Raw genomic sequence first — 17,049 nt, forward strand, 5'->3', positions numbered from 1 at the left:
TTACTACCATAAAAAAAGCGAATGATCTTTCGATCACTCGCTCTTTTTATATCTGATATAATTAAAATATGCCTTTTTCCAAGTCAGCTGCCTTTACGCGGAAAATATATCCGTTGCGAGAGAAGACTAATTCTCCGTCTTCTTTCTTTTTCTGGTTAACTAAGCGTTGAAAAGCTATATTGGCACCTTTAACTATATTCTCTTCAAATTCTCTTACTTCTTGTTCACTCATGATGTTCAAGTTTAGTGTAAATATCCGAATTATATATCTCTTTTTTATCATTCCTGAATCCTTTGGCAATTACTTCCATCGGAGACATAGAATTGTCTGTTACCATCCAATAATCACTAATGGGGATATATAGTTCAAAAAGATTGTGAATACCCGCTTCATATCTACGACGGATAGTACTCTCCGGTATGTTATGACCACCGGCTGCCACTCTCATTTTTACCCGTTCCACTGCCAAATCCGGCGTATTCAGCCAGAAATACAACAATGTAACATAATATCCTTCCCTTTGTGCTTCCCTGATCAGGTTTGCGACTGACCGGGTGGCAAGCGTAGTTTCCATTGCAAAAGTCTCACCGGCTGCGATGAGTTCTTTAATGCGCTTATACATAATTCGGCTTGCTTCTACAGCTACGGCGATGCTATCTGCGTTAAAAGGGGAAAGCCCCTTGGCTATCTCGTCGGAGTTCACAAACTCTTTACACTTCAACATCTCTGGAAGAATTGTAAATGAAGCTGTGGTCTTCCCTGCTCCGTTGCAACCTGATATTATATATAAATATGGCACTATTTGCTGCTTTTTGACAGGGCAAATATAGATAATAGTTTTATATGTTGTACTATTTATTTCTCAAAAATCGTGAAAATGTGCAGAATTTGTACGAATAACCCCCTGTTTCGTTGTTTCGGAGGCCTGTTTTGTTAATTTTAGACCCATAAAAGGTCGCTCATTATACTATCTGATATGAAAATTCCGTTGCGGGAAAGCGTTAGGTTTTCGTCTTTTTCGATAAGAAGTCCTTGCTTGAGGTAAGGGGCGGCCTGCTTTTGGCAATAGATTAATTTGTCTTTTCCGAACTTTCCTTGAATTTCGGTTAAATTGACGCCCCACATAGTACGAAGCCCGGTAATAATGAAATCGTTATAACGGGTGCTTATATCCAGCTCTTCCACCTCTATCTCTGGTGATCCGCTTTCAATCCCCCGGATATAGGCCGGAAGGGAAGAAACATTCCATTGACGGCTTTCCCCATTGTAGGAATGAGCGGACGGACCTGCTCCCAGGTATTTCTTCCCGGTCCAGTAGGAACTGTTATGACGGGAGATCATTCCGGGGCGTGCGAAGTTGGATATTTCGTAATGAAGATAGCCGTTTGCCGTCAGCCGGTCGATCAGAGAGGTGAACAGAGATACGCTGACCTCTTCTTCGACAGGAGATATCTTTCCGGCTTCCTTTAATTTATATAAGGCGGTTCCTTCTTCATATATTAAATGGTAGGCTGAGATATGGGGAATATCCAGGTGGATAGCCCTGTCGAGGTTCGACTCCCATTCTTTCAATGTCTGTCCGGGGAGACCGTAGATCAGGTCGATACTTATATTCGAGAGGTCATTTTCTTTACATAACTCAACGGCCCGCAAGGCTTGTTCCCGGTCGTGCCGGCGGTTGAGGAAGCGCAGGTCTTCCGCCTTGAAACTTTGTACCCCCATGCTGATACGGTTGAAAGGAAATGTACGAAGGCTGGCAACGTACTCGGGTGTCATATCATCCGGATTGGCTTCGAGTGTGACCTCTTTGCAACCGGATATGTCGAATAAGCGTTGTATGGCATCAAATATGCGTTCGAAGTCAGTGGCTTGTAATTGGGAGGGAGTTCCTCCTCCGAAGTAGATCGTTTCCAACGGTTCATTGCCGATGTAATCCTTTCTTATTTCCAGTTCTCGAATAAGGGCAGTCACATACGGTTCTTTGTATTTCATTTCCGTGTTGGAAAAAAAATCGCAATACAAACATCGTTTGGCACAGAATGGAACGTGTATATAAAGGCCTGCCATATCGCACTAATTTAGCTCTTTTTATACAAAGGTAGAAATAAAAAGTGGAAATAAGAAATACGGGGTAATGGAATTGATTGACAAGGGGGTTGGAAAATTTAAGATTGAAAGGCGAAGCCATCTAAAACCGAGGTAAAGCCAAGTTGAACAGGAGCTGCGTAACCTAATAATAACCTATGCGTTTCTCGGCCTGGAACACCGTTTCCGTACGTTGATGACTGTGTACGAGCAATATCTAAAGGATTATAAGAAATATGCGATGAAAAGATGAAGTCTGTCAAGACGACGCAAGTCTATGCGAAAATAACAAAAGAAAAACTGAACCGTGATATGGGACGCATGTCTGACCGGCTAGCGGACATCTAGGAATTTGCCGTTATTCTGCCGGCATTAAATGAAAAATATCCATATTTTTGTCTTTCATAAAATAATAAGCTCATGTCATCAGAAAGATATGTTCAAGATTTTACGGCGTTGGAGGCTTTGTTCAAACGCTTTTACAAGCCCTTGCGAGCGTATGCTTTCCGTTTTGTTAACGACAAAGATCTGTCGGAAGATATCGTGCAGGATGTCTTTTTTGAACTGTGGCAACGGCGTGAAAGCATTCGTTTTGAAGACGCTGCTGTGAAGTCCTATCTTTTCAGGGCGGTTTATACGCATGCCTTGAATGCGCTGAATAAAAAGCAGCAAGATGTATGTACTCTAGAGCCGGCAAGGGAAGCAGACATTTTGGATCAGTATGTCACTTCTTATATGCAAAATTCCGAGCAGAGTTTGTTATTGAAAGAACTAGAAGAAGAAATCATATCTTATATAAAGACGCTTCCCCCTCAATGCCGTAAAGTATTTATGCTAAGTCGGAGCTACGGCTTGAAAAACCGCGAGATTGCGGAACAGCTGGATATTAGCATCAAGGCGGTTGAAAAACAGATAGGTAAAGCTCTTTATGGCTTGAAGAAACATCTTGTCCAAAAGAACTTATTTCCTTTGTTGGTGCTGGCAGTCACTTGTCTTTCTCATTAGATTGCTGGAGGATGAAAAGAAACATAATTTTTGTAGGATGGAGGTAGGGTAAAAAGCTCTTTTTTTGTATTACTAATAAATGAATCTATAAATGAAAGAAGGAACAAACGATATCAACGAAATCATAATCCGTTATCTGGATGACTCGGCAGCGCTGGAAGAGAAGATGTTGCTGCTTCGGTGGCTGAAACAATCGGACGGTAATCGGGATGATTTTGCTGTAACCCGTGATTTGTGGCTGTCTTGTAATGTTGCAGCCGGAAACGAGTTGGAGGTCGATATCGCTTTGGAGAAACTGAAAGACCGTATCTTGCTGGAGCAGGGCCGGATGGAAAGGGAATCGCTTACGGAGAGAAAAACGTTATCGGTGGTTTTGCGTTGGACGCGGGTTGCTGCCGTATTGTTGCTTTTGTTGGGAATAGGTTATGGTATCGGCAGTTGGAGGGAGCATTCCGTTTCGGATGTCATCGTACAAAATCAATTGATAACAGCAAAAGGAAGCAAGGGCCGGTTCACGTTGCCCGATGGATCGGTGGTTTGGCTGAATTCGGAAACCAAACTGACTTATCCGAATCAATTTACTGGTAACAGGCGGTTCGTCTCTTTGGAAGGAGAAGCCTATTTTGAGGTGGCGAAAGATGCGAAAAAGCCTTTTGTCGTACAGGCGGGAGAGATAGATGTGGAGGTCTTGGGTACTTGCTTCGATCTTGATAGCTATTCTTCCGGTGAATTTGTAGAGACCGCTTTGCTGAACGGCAGTGTGAAGATATCGGGAAAAGCTTTGAAAGATCCGGTTTACTTGAAACCGAATGAACTGTTCAGATACCGTAAGTCGGATCAGATCGCCTCTGTCGAAGAAGCGAAAGTCGGTTTGTATGCCGACTGGATCAAGGACCGCCTGGTGTTCGACAACGACTGTCTGGCTGATATCCTGATCAGTATGGAGGGACGCTATAATATGGAGATCGAATGCCCGAAGCAGTTTGCCGCTTCCACTCGCCTTTCTTTCACGATCCGGCAGGAGAGCATCGAAGAGGTGATGGAGGCAATGAGTCTCATAGCGCCTATCAGGTACGAGATAAAAAGTGGGAAAGTATATATTATACCAAAATAGTATAAAAGCGAAGTATTAACCTTAAAAATAATAAAAATATGGGAAAGGAGGAATGATGTAAGTATTATTAATGCAATAGGTGAATGCGGTAACATCCACCTATTTAAGAATTTTATTAACCTATCGCTTCTCTTGGCGGAGTTCGGCGATAAAGTCTAACAAAAAAACCATGTAAAAATATGAATAATTTTAATGGAAAGGATGTCTTGTGCCCTTTCTTAACACACAAAAATGTTCGGATTATGAAATTAGTCCTGATTATGTTAACCGTTATGCTATTTAGGGTTTCTGCTACAGAGTCTTATGCACAAAGTACTCGGATAAACCTAAGCATGGAAAATTCAACTGTCAAAGACGTTCTAAAAGGAATAGAGAGTAAGAGTGAGTTTACTTTTTATTATAATGACAAGGTCATTAATGCGGACAAGCGAGTCACTGTGAATGCCGAAGATAAAAATATATCGGAGATATTGGCATTGATTCTGCCGGATTGTGATTTTAAGATTTATAATAAGAATATTATAATAACGGAGAAAAAGGCAGAGGAAACAAAAGTTACTCAAGAGGGAAAGAAGATCACAGGTGTTGTCTTGGATGCATTCGGTCCGGTGGTTGGAGCGAATATTGTGGAAAAAGGAACAATGAACGGTATTATATCCGATTCGGAAGGACGTTTCGTCCTTAACGTTGCACCTGGTGCAACGTTAATAGTTTCTTATATAGGATATGTCTCTCAAGAAATAAAAATCAATGATCAGGCGACGTCCTATACCATAACACTCCGGGAAGATACCGAAAGATTGGAAGAAGTAGTGGTTGTCGGATATGGAACCATGAAAAAGAAAGACTTGACAGGCGCAGTCAAAAGGGTGAATTTGGAAAATTCGCCAGCTGTCTCTAATATGAGTTTGTCTCAGGCTCTTGTCGGATCTACTGCCGGTGTCAATACTGCTCAGAGCGGATATGCCGGAGAGGATGTAAGTCTGAGTATTCGTGGAACAAATTCGTTTTCAGCCTCTCAAAATCCTCTGATCGTTTTGGACGGTATTATTTATAATGGATCTATGTCTGATATCAATGTAAACGACATCAGTAGTATCGATATCTTGAAAGATGCAAGTGCGGCGGCTGTGTATGGTGCCCGTTCTGCAAATGGTGTGATTTTGGTAACGACTAAAAAAGGGAAAACAGAGAAACCGACCGTTTCCTTCAATATGTCGATAGGGACACAGTCTGCCTCTAATTATAGCGCAAGCTATATGAATGCAGAAGAGTATACGATGCGTTTGGCCGATTATGCCTATCAGCAGGACTTGCATACTTGGTATCAGACGAATCCGACAAGTGATACTGGTCGTCCCGCTTATCCGGATGTTTCGACTAGAGAGGCGAGAGCCTATTATTTGAGATCGCAGGAAGAGAAAGATAACTATATGTTGGGCACGGATATCGATTGGATAGACAAAGTGATGCGGACCGGTTTGACACAGGATTATAACTTAGGTGTCGGAGGAAGTTCGGAGTATGTCAATTATTATTTGTCAGGTGCTTACCATGATGAAGAAGGTTTGCTGTTGAATGACCAGTTCAAGCGTTATACTTTTAATGCGAAAGTAGATACGAAAGTGACGGATTGGTTGAAAATCGGAGCAAATGTCAATTTCTCCCATCGTGATTATTCAGGTGTTTCAGCCAATTTTGATTATGCGACAAAAGCGACTCCTATGGCTACTTATGATTTTGATACGCCGGGATATTACCGGATGGAGTTTGCGAATGAATCGGCCATGAAAGACCCGCTGCAATATCTGGCTATCGATAATTCGGACTTGCGGAACACACTTTTCCTAACGTTGACCGGACGTGTGGATGTGCCTTTTATCAAAGGTTTGTCTTATGACTTCAATTATTCTACGACTCGCTATCATCGGGATAATAATACGTTCTATCCGGCAGATGTGGATGGTGGTTTTATCAATAACGGGAAGGCTGTGAAAGAACCGGAAAATGAAAATGCTTATTTGTTCAACCATATTTTCGCTTATCAAAGAGAGTTCGGTGATCATTCGTTGAATGCTACATTTGTTTATACGACGGAAAAGAGATGGGGAGATAAGACTACTGCTACTGCTGAGTCGTTTGATACGGACAATTTGGGATATAACAATTTGGGTATCGGAACCTTGTTTACCTTAGCAAGTACGGCTTGGCAGGAATCTAATGTAGGTCTGATGGGACGTATCAATTACAACTATAAGAATCGTTATTTGTTGACGGGTACGGTTCGTCGGGATGGTTACTCCGGCTTCGGTAGCAATAATAAATATGTGACGCTTCCTTCTGCTTCTATCGGTTGGGTGATTTCGGAAGAAGATTTTAATCCGTTTGAAGATACCTATTTGAAGTTGCGTCTTTCTTATGGGCAGAACGGAAACCAAGGAATCGGTCGTTATGCTTCACTTGCCAAGTTAGGATTAGGTGCTTATAACTATAATGACGATAAGGTGATCTCTTTATATCCTTCTGCGATGGCTAATAAGGACTTGAAATGGGAACGTACTTCTTCGTGGAACTTCGGTATTGATTTCGGTCTTTTTAACCAACGTCTGAACGGTTCGTTTGAAGTGTATAAATCAAAGACATCGGATGTATTAGTTAAGCGTACGTTACCAAATGTCACCGGATATAGTTGGGTTTGGGCCAACTTAGGCGGTGTGGAGAATAAAGGTTTGGAAGTCGAACTTAATTCAGTAAACATTCAGAATAGTAATTTTTCTTGGTCATCAGGTTTCACTTTCTCGTTGAACCGGGATAAGATTACTGAACTCTATGGTGATGGAGCTACACAAGATTTGACGAATGGTTGGTTTGTCGGCGAATCGATCGGAGCTATCTATTCGTATGAAATGACCGGTGTTTGGCAAGAGGAGGATTTGTATTCCGGTGAAATTTATGACGGTTGGTATCCGGGACAACAGAAGTTTGCCGATTTGAATGGAGATGGAAAGATCGATGCAGAACATGACCGTAAGATCATCGGTAACAAGAATCCGAGTTGCCGCTTCAGCTTTAATAATACGTTGACATGGAAAAACTGGTCTTTGTACTTTATGCTGAACTCGATGTTGGGTGGAGGAGGCTATTATATGGGAGGTAACGGTCTTTTGGCTCCAAATAATAGTTCTGATTATGTAATCCGTCTGAACCAGCCTTCTACCCGGGAGTATTGGACACCGGAGAATCGCTCAAATGAGGGACTTGCCCTGTTCAGAAACCAGCAGATTGCGACCGATATCTATCAGAATAGAGGTTTTGTCCGTCTTCAGGATGTTTCTTTGATGTATACGTTTGATAAGAAGTTATTGCAGAAAACGGGAGTTATCGGTCAGCTGCAACTATTTTTGACCGGAAAGAACCTCTATACATTTACTGGTTGGGATGGATGGGATCCTGAATATACGACATTCCCACTGACTCGTAGTTTGCAATTTGGAATCAAGTTATCACTTTAAATAGATAAAATTATGAAATACAATTTTATATCAAATACGATCTTTTCTAAATTAGTGGCAATGACATTCTTGTTGGGTGGATTGTTAGGGTGTAATGAGAATTTCTTAGAAGAGAAACCGTTGGATTTTTTGTCTCCTGAGAATACCTATACAGAAGCTTCGGGTATTAAATTAGGAATAAACGGACTTCACAACTATCTGCGTGATGCGTTGTACTATGGAGATGATGCCATTGTCTATTTTTACAGTTCGATGGCAGATGTCAGCTATAACGGAGAGAATCCGGGAGGAGTGACGTATGAAGTGTTGACCCCTACTAATAGCTTGTTCTATAAATTGTGGAACAACATGTATATGCTGATCAGTCGTGCCAATGAATTGTTGCTCTATATCGATAATGAAGCAACGACTGGCTGGGAAAGTGCAGAACAGCAGGCAATGTATAAGGGAGAAGTTCTTTTCTTCCGTGCTTATGCCTATCGTTTGCTGGCTTCATTTTATGGAGATATTCCTTTGGTGACAGAGGCTGTGAGTACGCCTAAGACTGATTTTGTCCGTACCCCTTTGAAAGAGGTGTATGCCCAGATAGAAAACGATTTGCTTTTTGCTACCCAGCATCTTCCTGATCCCGGTAAAGAAGATGAAAAGGGGCGTATCACGAAAGGGGCTGCTTATCAGTTATTGTCTGAAGTCTATTTGCAAGCAGGTGAGTATCAGAAAGCGGTTGATGCTTCTACACATGTAATTGATGATTTTGGTTATCGATTGATGACCGAACGTTTCGGTTCGACAAACGATGTGTTTGGCACGGGGGATGTCTTCTTGGATCTGTTTGCTTATGGAAATCAGAATTTGAGTGAAAACAAAGAAGCTATCTGGGTTGCTCAGTTTGCTGCCAACTTATCGGATGGAGGAGGTCAAAATAACGGTCCTCGCCGTCATGGTCCCCGTTATTATTCTTTAGGAAATGATCCAGCCGGATATACTTGTATATTAGGTGAATTGATCGATGGTAAATATACAGGATATACAGATACGTTGAGTCGTCCGGTTTCCTGGTCGCGTCCGACTTACTATGTAACAAATAAAGTTTGGGAATCGGATTGGAACAATGATATTCGGAATGCTCCTCATAACATCAAACGAACCTACTATTTCCAAAATCCGGAATCCCCTTATAACGGACAAGCAATCGATTTCAGCTTGTGGGGCAGTTATGAAACGAATGGTCGTAATCAGATGAAGGATACATGTAACTATATTTATCCTTATTGGATCGGAAAGGTCGGTGATCCTTGTCATGTTCAGGCCGAGCCTCTTCGTAGTGGTGCCGGATATACGTGGAAAGATTGTTATTTTATGCGATTAGCGGAAACTTATTTGAACCGTGCTGAAGCATATATTCAGTTGGGCGAAATGCAAAAAGCGGCAGATGATATTAATGTGGTCCGTTCACGCGCGAATGCTAAGCCGATCACTGCAAGTGATGTTTCGATTGGTTATCTGTTGGATGAGCGAGTTCGTGAATTATATACGGAAGAAATTCGTGATGTGGTTTTACGTCGCACAGGCAAATTCCTTGAATATCTGCGGAAGAACAATGATAACCCGCAGGCTCCGGCTATGAATGTGAGGGATTATAATATCTTATGGCCGATACCACAAACGGAGATTGATGCAACTGGTGGTGCGTTAACGCAAAATCCGGGTTATAATTAATAAATATCAATAAGTGATTGTAAAAATATAATCTGATGGAAAAGTCAAGAAGAACATTCTTCAAAAAAGGGTTGACCTGTGCTGCCTTTATAGCTACTCCAGGTTTAGTGAAAGCCCATGTTACAGATATGGTGAAATCAAGGGTGGAGAAAGCTGTGAATCCTTTTCATTTGGGCATGGCTGGCTTTACGTTTGTTGCGTTTGATTTGGAAACTACGTTGAAGACTTTGCAGCGTCTGGATATTCATTATCTCTGTATAAAAGATTTTCATCTGCCTTACGATTGTACGGATGCACAAATAGAAGAGTTGCATACCAAATGTGCCTCGTATGGTGTGAAAGGATATGCTGTCGGTCCGATCAATATGAAGACAAAAGATGAAATAGACCATGCGTTTGAATATGCAAAGCGAGTAGGAGTAAAAACGATAGTCGGTGTTCCAACGTATGAACTATTGTCATACGTGGATAAAAAGGTAAAGGAGTACAATTTTCACTATGCCATCCATTTGCATGGACCTGATTTGCCAGTATTCCCGAATGCCAAAGATGTGTGGGAACATACGAAAGATTTGGACCCACGTATTGGTATGTGTCTGGATATAGGTCATGATTTGCGTAGCGGCCGTGATCCTGTCGCTGATTTGAAAAAATATCATACGCGTGTATTTGATATGCATATCAAGGATGTGACAGACTCGACAAAAGCAGGACATAGTATTGAATTAGGTCGTGGAAAGATTGATTTTCCTGCTTTAGTACAGATGATGCGTGAAGTCAACTATACAGGAATGTGTAGCTTGGAATATGAAAAGGATAGGAATGATCCGTTTTTAGGAATTGCTGAATCTATCGGTTATTTCAAAGCTGTTAGTGATATGGTTTATTGATGTTTAATTTGAATTTATAAAGATAATGAAGTCAGATATTATTTCACGTCGCTCATTTTTTAAACAGGCTTTGGCTTTTTCAGCGGTATCGGCGATACCTTCATTTTGGATTCCCAAAGCGAATGCTGCTTCTGTTGCACCCCGTATGAGTGCAAATGATAAAGTGAGAGTCGCTTTTATAGGTATCGGCAACCGGGGAGCTGATATTTCACAACGGATGTTTAAAACCGGACTGTGTGAAGTGATTGCCCTTTGTGATGTCGATATGGGAGCTCCGCATACTCAGAAGATTATTTCAATGTTTCCGGACGTCCCTCGTTTTCAGGATTTTCGTCAGATGTTTGACAAAATGGCTGATAAGATCGATGCTGTCACGGTTTGTACTCCTGACCATTCCCATTTTCCAATTACTATTGAAGCTATGGCTCATGGAAAGCATGTTTATGTGGAAAAGCCGATGGCTCGTACTTTCCAGGAAGTGGAACTGATGATGCGGGCGGAAAAGAAATTTGGGGTAGTTACTCAAATGGGAAATCAAGGACATTCGGAAGCGAATTATTTTCAGTTTAAAGCATGGAAAGAGGCTGGATTAATAAAAGATGTCACTGCAATTACTGCTCACATGAATAATCCTCGTCGTTGGCATGGTTGGAATCCGAATATTAAGCATTTGCCGATAGGTGAACCTGTTCCGAAATCATTGGATTGGAATACTTGGCTCGGCGTACGGCCTTATCACGAATATAATCATGATTATCATTTGGGACAATGGCGTTGCTGGTATGATTTTGGGATGGGGACTTTGGGCGACTGGGGAGCGCATCTTTTAGATACGGCTCATGAATTTCTTGATTTAGGTTTGCCTAATGAAATTAATCCGTTATATCTGAAAGACCATAATCCGTTTTTTTATCCGATGTCGTCTACGATCCTTTTTAAATTCCCTGAGCGGAATAATATGCCGGCGGTAGATGTGACTTGGTATGATGGTTTGGATAATATTCCGGCTGTTCCTGAAAATTATGGTACTTCAGAGGTTGATCCGAATATCCCTGCTGTGAATGGAGGTAAATTGCAATTGGTGAATCTGAATCCAGGTAAAGAAATTTATACGAAAACATTGACGTTTAAGGGAGGATCTCATGGAAGTACATTGTCTGTTATTCCGGATAAAATAGCGAAAGATATGAATCCGGTTTTACCGGAGTATGGAAAAAGTCCTTCAGATCATTATGCAAATTTCTTATTGGCTTGTCAAGGAAAAGAAAAAACTCGTTCTCCTTTTTCTGTGGCTGGGCCGTTAAGCCAAGTCTTTTGTCTTGGAGTATTGGCACAACGTCTGAACAGAAAATTGGTTTTTGACCGGGAGTCGAAACAGATCTGTAATGATTCGGTTGCAAATCAAATGTTAATAGGTGAACAACCTCGTGAAGACTGGGAGCAGTATTACAAAATATAGTGATAACTTTATTATTGTGGGATACTAAAAAATGAAGTGCACCCCAAAAGTTAGACAAAAAACTTTTGAGGTGCACTTCAAACTTGTGAGGGTAACGGTTTCCAAACGTAAAAATAAAATTTCATACCTTCTGATAACAAATGTAGGTAAAAAAGCTGCTTATCAAAAACTCCGGAATGTTAACGTTGCATAGTCCGACCGGAGAATTAAAGATTTACCGTCTGCTTTGATTACGTCGAATACTGTTTCCGTACTGTCCATGCCAAAAGGCAGGAGCTGCTCCCCGGTAGCCATTACATTTTCATTGTAGGGAACATTAAACTCTTTTACTGTAATCTTTTCGGCCTCCTGGTCGTAGTTGAAACGGCCGACGAAAGTACCGTATTTGTTCTCACTTTTATCTCTGATTTCCACCAACTGTAATTGTATGGCATAATATATCCGTTCGCACGGGTGAATGGTTCCGTCCGCCGTTTCGAAATGTATCAACTGCCATTGTCCATCTGCATTGCCGTTCATAGGCGCTTTCTCGCAGCCGCTTGAAAAGATCATGCAGCAAAGAAGCATGATAAGTATATTCAGGTTCTTATTTATTCTTGCTTTCATATGTCTTATTTCAGGATGATCCCTTCTTTTTTGATTACTAACATGCCGCCGGTGTTGTTCCCCAGATAAGTACCGTGGTCGAGTCCCAGTGCAGCAGAGATAGACCAGCCCCGGAGTTTCCGTGGACTGTATGTGACTTCATACAGGGAGTTGAATTGTTTGCGAACTTCATCCAAAGGATTATCGTATGTCCCCCAATGTCTGGTGTAACTCATCAGTACGCGGTAGCTTATTTCTTTCGAGGGATTTCCGTTGAAGCCGATATGTTGTGACAATATGCGGTTACTCTTAAACAGTAAACTTCCGTCTTCATTATAAAGAGGTGCCGGAAGGAGAGGGTTCCCCATTCCCATACCCCAGTGCTGCCAGCTTTGGTAATAGTAATTATTGTAATAGTTGTCTTTCGCGCTGATCTGGTATTCGCTGAAGTGGCCGGCAAACCCGTCGTACAACATCGGACCTGTCTGGTCTTTGGTGGCCAGGCCTTCCCATACGAACGTACTGACCCACCGGTTATGAGGCAAGGTTACTTCCAGGCCGATATGTCCGTCCTTCCACCGTCCGTATTCAAAGAACATCTGCGAATGGTCGTCGAAGAAATGTTCGTAATATCCTCTCAGTACCCAGTTGTCCAGATAGTAACTCAATGAAAGGTTCCAGCTGCCCACATGGTTACCCAGGATATTGACCTGGTCTCCCCAGGGCGAATCATCGCCTCCCTTTCCGGGTATAAATACATCGAAAAACTCCTTTATCCCATTCGGCATGGTGTAGATTTGTTTGGGATGCCGGTTGGCATCATATTCGTAGACCTTGCCGCCGAACTGTGCTGCCATGATCATACCGAAATCGAGTTCGAGAGGAAATTTCTCTTTTTTACCGATACGGAATAATAGAGACTTACTGTGATATAATATATCTTCTACATATTGCTTGTTGACAGCCACATAATCACGTTGCCAACGGTCGTCGGTAAAACGTCCGTAGGCTATGTGTCCTTTCACTTTCAACCAGGCGTTGGTAAAAGGCACATCGGTGAATTCCTCAATGCCGACTCTTACCTGGGGAACGGGGCGGGTATTATTCCCTTCTACCATTCCTCCGCTGCTTAATTGCGGATTTTTCCCAAAAGGATCGCGTTCCTTACTGCCGACACTCATACTTAGGCATTGCCAGGATATATCAGCATAAGCCTGCTGAATAATAAATGCAGAAGTGTTGTTTGCCGCTGTTGCCAGATCGAGTCCGGCTTGTAGGTTCCAGTGATGCTTCAGCTTTCTATTAAAGGTAAGTCCGGCTTCCAGATAGGCACTGTTAGGTTCAATACTGGACAGACCGTTCCTATTGGCGGTAAACCAGAGTGGGGCATAATTGCCTCTCCCCGCAGTGGCTCCTGTTTCTACATGATAGGTAAGAGACGGATCTGTTGTTTGTCCATATAAGAATGTAGTGTGACAACAGATAGTCAGTAACACTGTTCGTAATTTGTATATCATTAAATACTTGTTATAGATATTTACTTCAGAATATAGCTATTCTGTTTAGTAAATTCATGTACATAAAATAAGTAGAGTGCGAGCCTCCGCAATAAAAACAAGAGGACAAAGATAGGAAATATTCAATAATGACTTTCCTGTAATCCGCTAAATTTAATTCTAGCCTTGTAACCAGTTTGCCGTGTTAGTCAATCGGATATGTGGCATAGTGGGTAAGGTCGGATCTATGTAATAAGCATAGTCTGCTGCATAACATAGTTCTCAAACACCGGACGATAATTGCATTTTTCCTGTACATTCTCTAATTTGCGGCCTCGTGAGTAATTCACGTGGTTGATATTTATTGTTAAACTCAATTAATACCTGATATCATGAAAGTATACCAAACAAACGAAATTAAGAACATCTCTATCCTGGGAAGTTCGGGCTCTGGGAAAACCACTCTCGCTGAAGCTATGCTTTACGAGGGTGGAGTTATAAAACGTCGCGGTACTGTAGACGCAGGAAATACGGTGAGCGATTATTTCCCGGTTGAGAAAGAGTATGGTTACTCAGTGTTCTCGACCGTTTTCAGTGTTGAATGGCAAGACAGGAAGTTGAACTTTATCGATTGTCCGGGTTCGGATGACTTTATCGGTGGAGCAGTTTCAGCCCTGAACGTAACCGATACGGCACTGATGGTATTGAATGCCCAGTATGGTGTGGAAGTGGGAACAATGAACCAGTTCCGGTATACAGAACAATTTCATAAACCCGTTATTTTTGTTGTAAACCAGTTAGATAACGACAAGGCGGACTTCGATGGTACTATTGCCCAGCTGAAAGATCAGTTCGGTAGCAAGATCGTCCAGATCCAGTATCCGATCAGTACCGGTTCTTCTTTCAATGCTATTGTCGACGTTTTGAAGATGAAGATGTATCGTTGGAAGCCGGAAGGTGGCGTACCTGATGTATTGGAAATTCCTGAAGAGGAAATGGACAAAGCGATGGAACTTCACAAGGCCCTTGTGGAGGCTGCTGCCGAGAACGACGATATGCTGATGGAAAAGTTCTTTGAAGAAGGTACTTTGAGCGAAGACGATATGCGTGCAGGTATCCGTGCCGGTTTGGTCATCCGCGGTATGTTCCCTGTCTTCTGTGTATGTGCAGGACGCGATATGTGTGTGCGTCGTACGTTGGAATTCCTTGGAAATGTAGTTCCTTGTACAGATAAGATGCCTCGTCCGGTGACAACCGAAGGTGTGGAAGTTACTCCCGAATCGAGTGGACCGACCAGCCTGTTCTTTTTTAAGACGACTGTAGAACCGCATATCGGCCAGGTTTCCTATTTTAAAGTGATATCAGGAAAAGTAAAAGAAGGAGATGATTTGCTGAATGCCGATCGTGGATCGAAAGAACGTATCGCTCAGTTATTCTCTGTTGCAGGTCAGACCCGTAATGCTGTGACTGAAATGGTTGCCGGTGATATCGGTGCGACTGTGAAACTGAAGGATGTACGTCGCGGTAATACATTGAACGGAAAGGGTTGCGACTACAAGTTCGACTTTATCAAATATCCGGATCCTAAATATCGTCGTGCCGTGAAACCGGTTAACGAAGCCGATTCGGAAAAGATGATGGAGATCCTGAACCGTATGCGTGAGGAAGACCCGACATGGGTGATCGAACAATCCAAGGAGTTGAAACAAACGATTGTTTCCGGACAGGGAGAATTCCACCTGCGCACATTGAAGTGGAGAATTGAAAATAATGATAAGTTGCCGATCGAATATATCGAACCGAAGATTCCGTATCGTGAAACAATCACGAAGGCGGCCCGTGCGGACTATCGTCATAAGAAACAGTCCGGTGGTGCTGGCCAGTTCGGTGAAGTTCACCTGATCGTGGAACCGTATTACGAAGGTATGCCGGCTCCGGATATGTATCGTTTCGGCGGACAGGAATTTAAAATTAGCGTACGTGATACGCAAACTATTGATTTGGACTGGGGTGGTAAGCTGGTATTTATTAACAGTATCGTTGGTGGAGCCATCGATGCACGTTTCTTGCCGGCTATTCTGAAAGGTATTATGGCACGTATGGAACAGGGACCGTTGACCGGTTCGTACGCCCGTGACGTGCGCATCATTGTTTATGATGGCAAGATGCACCCGGTAGACAGTAATGAAATTTCTTTCATGCTGGCCGGTCGTAATGCCTTCAGTGCTGCCTTTAAAGAAGCAGGACCTAAGATTCTGGAACCGGTTTATGACGTAGAAGTATCCGTTCCGGGTGATTATCTGGGTGATGTAATGAGTGACCTGCAAGGTCGTCGTGCCATCATTATGGGTATGAACAGTGAAAAGGGATTTGAAAAGTTGTTGGCCAAAGTTCCTTTGAAGGAAATGGCAAGCTATTCAACTTCTTTGAGTTCTATTACTGGTGGCCGTGCTTCATTTACAATGAAGTTTGCCGCTTACGAACTTGTTCCTTCTGATGTACAGGATAAACTGTTGAAGGCTTACGAAGCTACTCAGGCGGAAGAATAATCAAAAAAGAATCTCTAACCATAAGGCAGCCCTTGTTTCAAGCGGCTGCCTTTTTTCTTCCTAAAGCTCCCTCTTCAACTGCTCCAACACCTCAAAAACACCCGGACAAGTTTGCGCATTCTTAATCGTCAGTGCATGTATCTGATAAAACTTCTTCCTGTCCGTATGCGGATACTCGCGGCAAGCTTTCGGCCTGTCCTCATAAATACTGCAATAGTTATCCGCCCCCAGAAACGGGCAGGGCATCGACCGGAACACATAGTCCTTATCTTCGTCTATATGCAAATGGCGTGTTACTACTTCATGTGGTTTGATGCGGAGCGCCTGTGCAATCCGTTCGATGTCGCGATCTGTGATACGCGGTCCCAGCGTACGGCAGCAATTCCCGCATTCCAGGCAATCGATCGAGTCGAATACCTCTTCGTGGATGGCATGAACCGTATCGTCCAGTACCCGCAAACGATTCTTCTTAATTGATTTGAAAAAAGCTTTTGTCTCTTTTTTACTTTCTTAGCTCTCTCCGGGAGGGAGTTAATATCCATAAAACGATTGGGTTTTAATTTGAGGGAACAAATGTAATCATTTGCAACGGAAAAAGAAAAAGCATCTTCACACGGTTGTTGCATCCCTGTAA

Annotated in this window: 13 protein-coding genes; 7 read left to right on the top strand and 6 right to left on the bottom strand. The window is 42.5% G+C overall.

Translation table 11 applies throughout. From position 1 onward, the window contains the following. Nucleotides 1–61: 61 nt before the first annotated feature. From M1P97_RS05460 to hemW, 3 genes are all read right to left on the bottom strand, one after another. Nucleotides 62–232 (bottom strand): hypothetical protein, encoded by a 171-nt coding sequence (locus M1P97_RS05460; RefSeq protein ID WP_165359785.1) that lies wholly within the window; start codon nucleotides 230–232, stop codon nucleotides 62–64. Further along, nucleotides 225–800 carry a zeta toxin family protein gene (locus tag M1P97_RS05465; RefSeq protein ID WP_028729609.1) on the bottom strand — a complete coding sequence of 192 codons (576 nt, stop codon included), beginning with the start codon at nucleotides 798–800 and terminating at the stop codon, nucleotides 225–227. Before M1P97_RS05465 ends, M1P97_RS05460 begins: the two co-directional genes overlap by 8 nt. Nucleotides 801–940: 140 nt before the next feature. Beyond that, complete coding sequence (gene hemW, locus M1P97_RS05470; protein WP_249388575.1) at nucleotides 941–2,068, bottom strand: radical SAM family heme chaperone HemW; 1,128 nt, start codon at nucleotides 2,066–2,068, stop codon at nucleotides 941–943. A 438-nt stretch (nucleotides 2,069–2,506) separates the two neighbouring features. Here hemW and M1P97_RS05480 point away from each other — a divergent pair, with 438 nt between their 5' ends. From M1P97_RS05480 to M1P97_RS05505, 6 genes are all read left to right on the top strand, one after another. Further along, nucleotides 2,507–3,091, top strand: coding sequence for an RNA polymerase sigma-70 factor (locus M1P97_RS05480; RefSeq protein WP_249388576.1), 585 nt, complete (start codon nucleotides 2,507–2,509; stop codon nucleotides 3,089–3,091). Between the two features lie 91 nt (nucleotides 3,092–3,182). Continuing rightward, complete coding sequence (locus M1P97_RS05485; RefSeq protein ID WP_249388577.1) at nucleotides 3,183–4,205, top strand: FecR family protein; 1,023 nt, start codon at nucleotides 3,183–3,185, stop codon at nucleotides 4,203–4,205. Between the two features lie 332 nt (nucleotides 4,206–4,537). Beyond that, on the top strand, nucleotides 4,538–7,717 hold the full coding sequence (locus M1P97_RS05490; RefSeq protein ID WP_249388578.1) for a SusC/RagA family TonB-linked outer membrane protein: 3,180 nt from the start codon (nucleotides 4,538–4,540) through the stop codon (nucleotides 7,715–7,717). A 12-nt stretch (nucleotides 7,718–7,729) separates the two neighbouring features. After that, nucleotides 7,730–9,436 (top strand): RagB/SusD family nutrient uptake outer membrane protein, encoded by a 1,707-nt coding sequence (locus tag M1P97_RS05495; RefSeq protein ID WP_249388579.1) that lies wholly within the window; start codon nucleotides 7,730–7,732, stop codon nucleotides 9,434–9,436. Between the two features lie 35 nt (nucleotides 9,437–9,471). Continuing rightward, entirely contained in the window at nucleotides 9,472–10,326 is an 855-nt protein-coding gene (locus M1P97_RS05500; RefSeq protein WP_249388580.1) for a sugar phosphate isomerase/epimerase family protein, read from the top strand. Nucleotides 10,327–10,351: 25 nt separating this feature from the next. Further along, complete coding sequence (locus M1P97_RS05505) at nucleotides 10,352–11,785, top strand: Gfo/Idh/MocA family oxidoreductase (RefSeq protein WP_249388581.1); 1,434 nt, start codon at nucleotides 10,352–10,354, stop codon at nucleotides 11,783–11,785. Nucleotides 11,786–11,947: 162 nt separating this feature from the next. Here the strand turns inward: M1P97_RS05505 and M1P97_RS05510 are convergent, their stop codons facing one another. Further along, a complete protein-coding gene (locus M1P97_RS05510) occupies nucleotides 11,948–12,391 on the bottom strand; it encodes a lipocalin-like domain-containing protein (RefSeq protein ID WP_195370845.1) in 444 nt (147 codons plus the stop codon). A 5-nt stretch (nucleotides 12,392–12,396) separates the two neighbouring features. Next, nucleotides 12,397–13,887 carry a capsule assembly Wzi family protein gene (locus M1P97_RS05515; RefSeq protein ID WP_249388582.1) on the bottom strand — a complete coding sequence of 497 codons (1,491 nt, stop codon included), beginning with the start codon at nucleotides 13,885–13,887 and terminating at the stop codon, nucleotides 12,397–12,399. A gap of 371 nt (nucleotides 13,888–14,258) precedes the next feature. Here M1P97_RS05515 and M1P97_RS05520 point away from each other — a divergent pair, with 371 nt between their 5' ends. Beyond that, the gene (locus tag M1P97_RS05520) at nucleotides 14,259–16,415 is read left to right on the top strand and encodes an elongation factor G (protein WP_249388583.1); all 2,157 of its coding nucleotides are present in this window, start codon (nucleotides 14,259–14,261) and stop codon (nucleotides 16,413–16,415) included. Nucleotides 16,416–16,475: 60 nt separating this feature from the next. Here M1P97_RS05520 and M1P97_RS05525 read toward each other — a convergent pair whose 3' ends face one another. Continuing rightward, nucleotides 16,476–16,874, bottom strand: coding sequence for a YkgJ family cysteine cluster protein (locus M1P97_RS05525; protein ID WP_249388584.1), 399 nt, complete (start codon nucleotides 16,872–16,874; stop codon nucleotides 16,476–16,478). Nucleotides 16,875–17,049 lie beyond the last annotated feature (175 nt).

The sequence above is a fragment of the Parabacteroides leei genome, assembly GCF_023369805.1.
Taxonomy (GTDB): Bacteria; Bacteroidota; Bacteroidia; order Bacteroidales; family Tannerellaceae; genus Parabacteroides; species Parabacteroides leei.

What these genes read in the sequence shown, in the direction of transcription:
- M1P97_RS05460 (WP_165359785.1), bottom strand. Translation starts at nt 232, where the DNA reads ATGAGTGAACAAGAAGTAAGAGAATTTGAAGAGAATATAGTTAAAGGT.
- hemW (WP_249388575.1), bottom strand. Translation starts at nt 2,068, where the DNA reads ATGGCAGGCCTTTATATACACGTTCCATTCTGTGCCAAACGATGTTTG.
- M1P97_RS05480 (WP_249388576.1), top strand. Translation starts at nt 2,507, where the DNA reads ATGTCATCAGAAAGATATGTTCAAGATTTTACGGCGTTGGAGGCTTTG.
- M1P97_RS05485 (WP_249388577.1), top strand. Translation starts at nt 3,183, where the DNA reads ATGAAAGAAGGAACAAACGATATCAACGAAATCATAATCCGTTATCTG.
- M1P97_RS05490 (WP_249388578.1), top strand. Translation starts at nt 4,538, where the DNA reads ATGGAAAATTCAACTGTCAAAGACGTTCTAAAAGGAATAGAGAGTAAG.
- M1P97_RS05495 (WP_249388579.1), top strand. Translation starts at nt 7,730, where the DNA reads ATGAAATACAATTTTATATCAAATACGATCTTTTCTAAATTAGTGGCA.
- M1P97_RS05500 (WP_249388580.1), top strand. Translation starts at nt 9,472, where the DNA reads ATGGAAAAGTCAAGAAGAACATTCTTCAAAAAAGGGTTGACCTGTGCT.
- M1P97_RS05505 (WP_249388581.1), top strand. Translation starts at nt 10,352, where the DNA reads ATGAAGTCAGATATTATTTCACGTCGCTCATTTTTTAAACAGGCTTTG.
- M1P97_RS05510 (WP_195370845.1), bottom strand. Translation starts at nt 12,391, where the DNA reads ATGAAAGCAAGAATAAATAAGAACCTGAATATACTTATCATGCTTCTT.
- M1P97_RS05515 (WP_249388582.1), bottom strand. Translation starts at nt 13,887, where the DNA reads ATGATATACAAATTACGAACAGTGTTACTGACTATCTGTTGTCACACT.
- M1P97_RS05520 (WP_249388583.1), top strand. Translation starts at nt 14,259, where the DNA reads ATGAAAGTATACCAAACAAACGAAATTAAGAACATCTCTATCCTGGGA.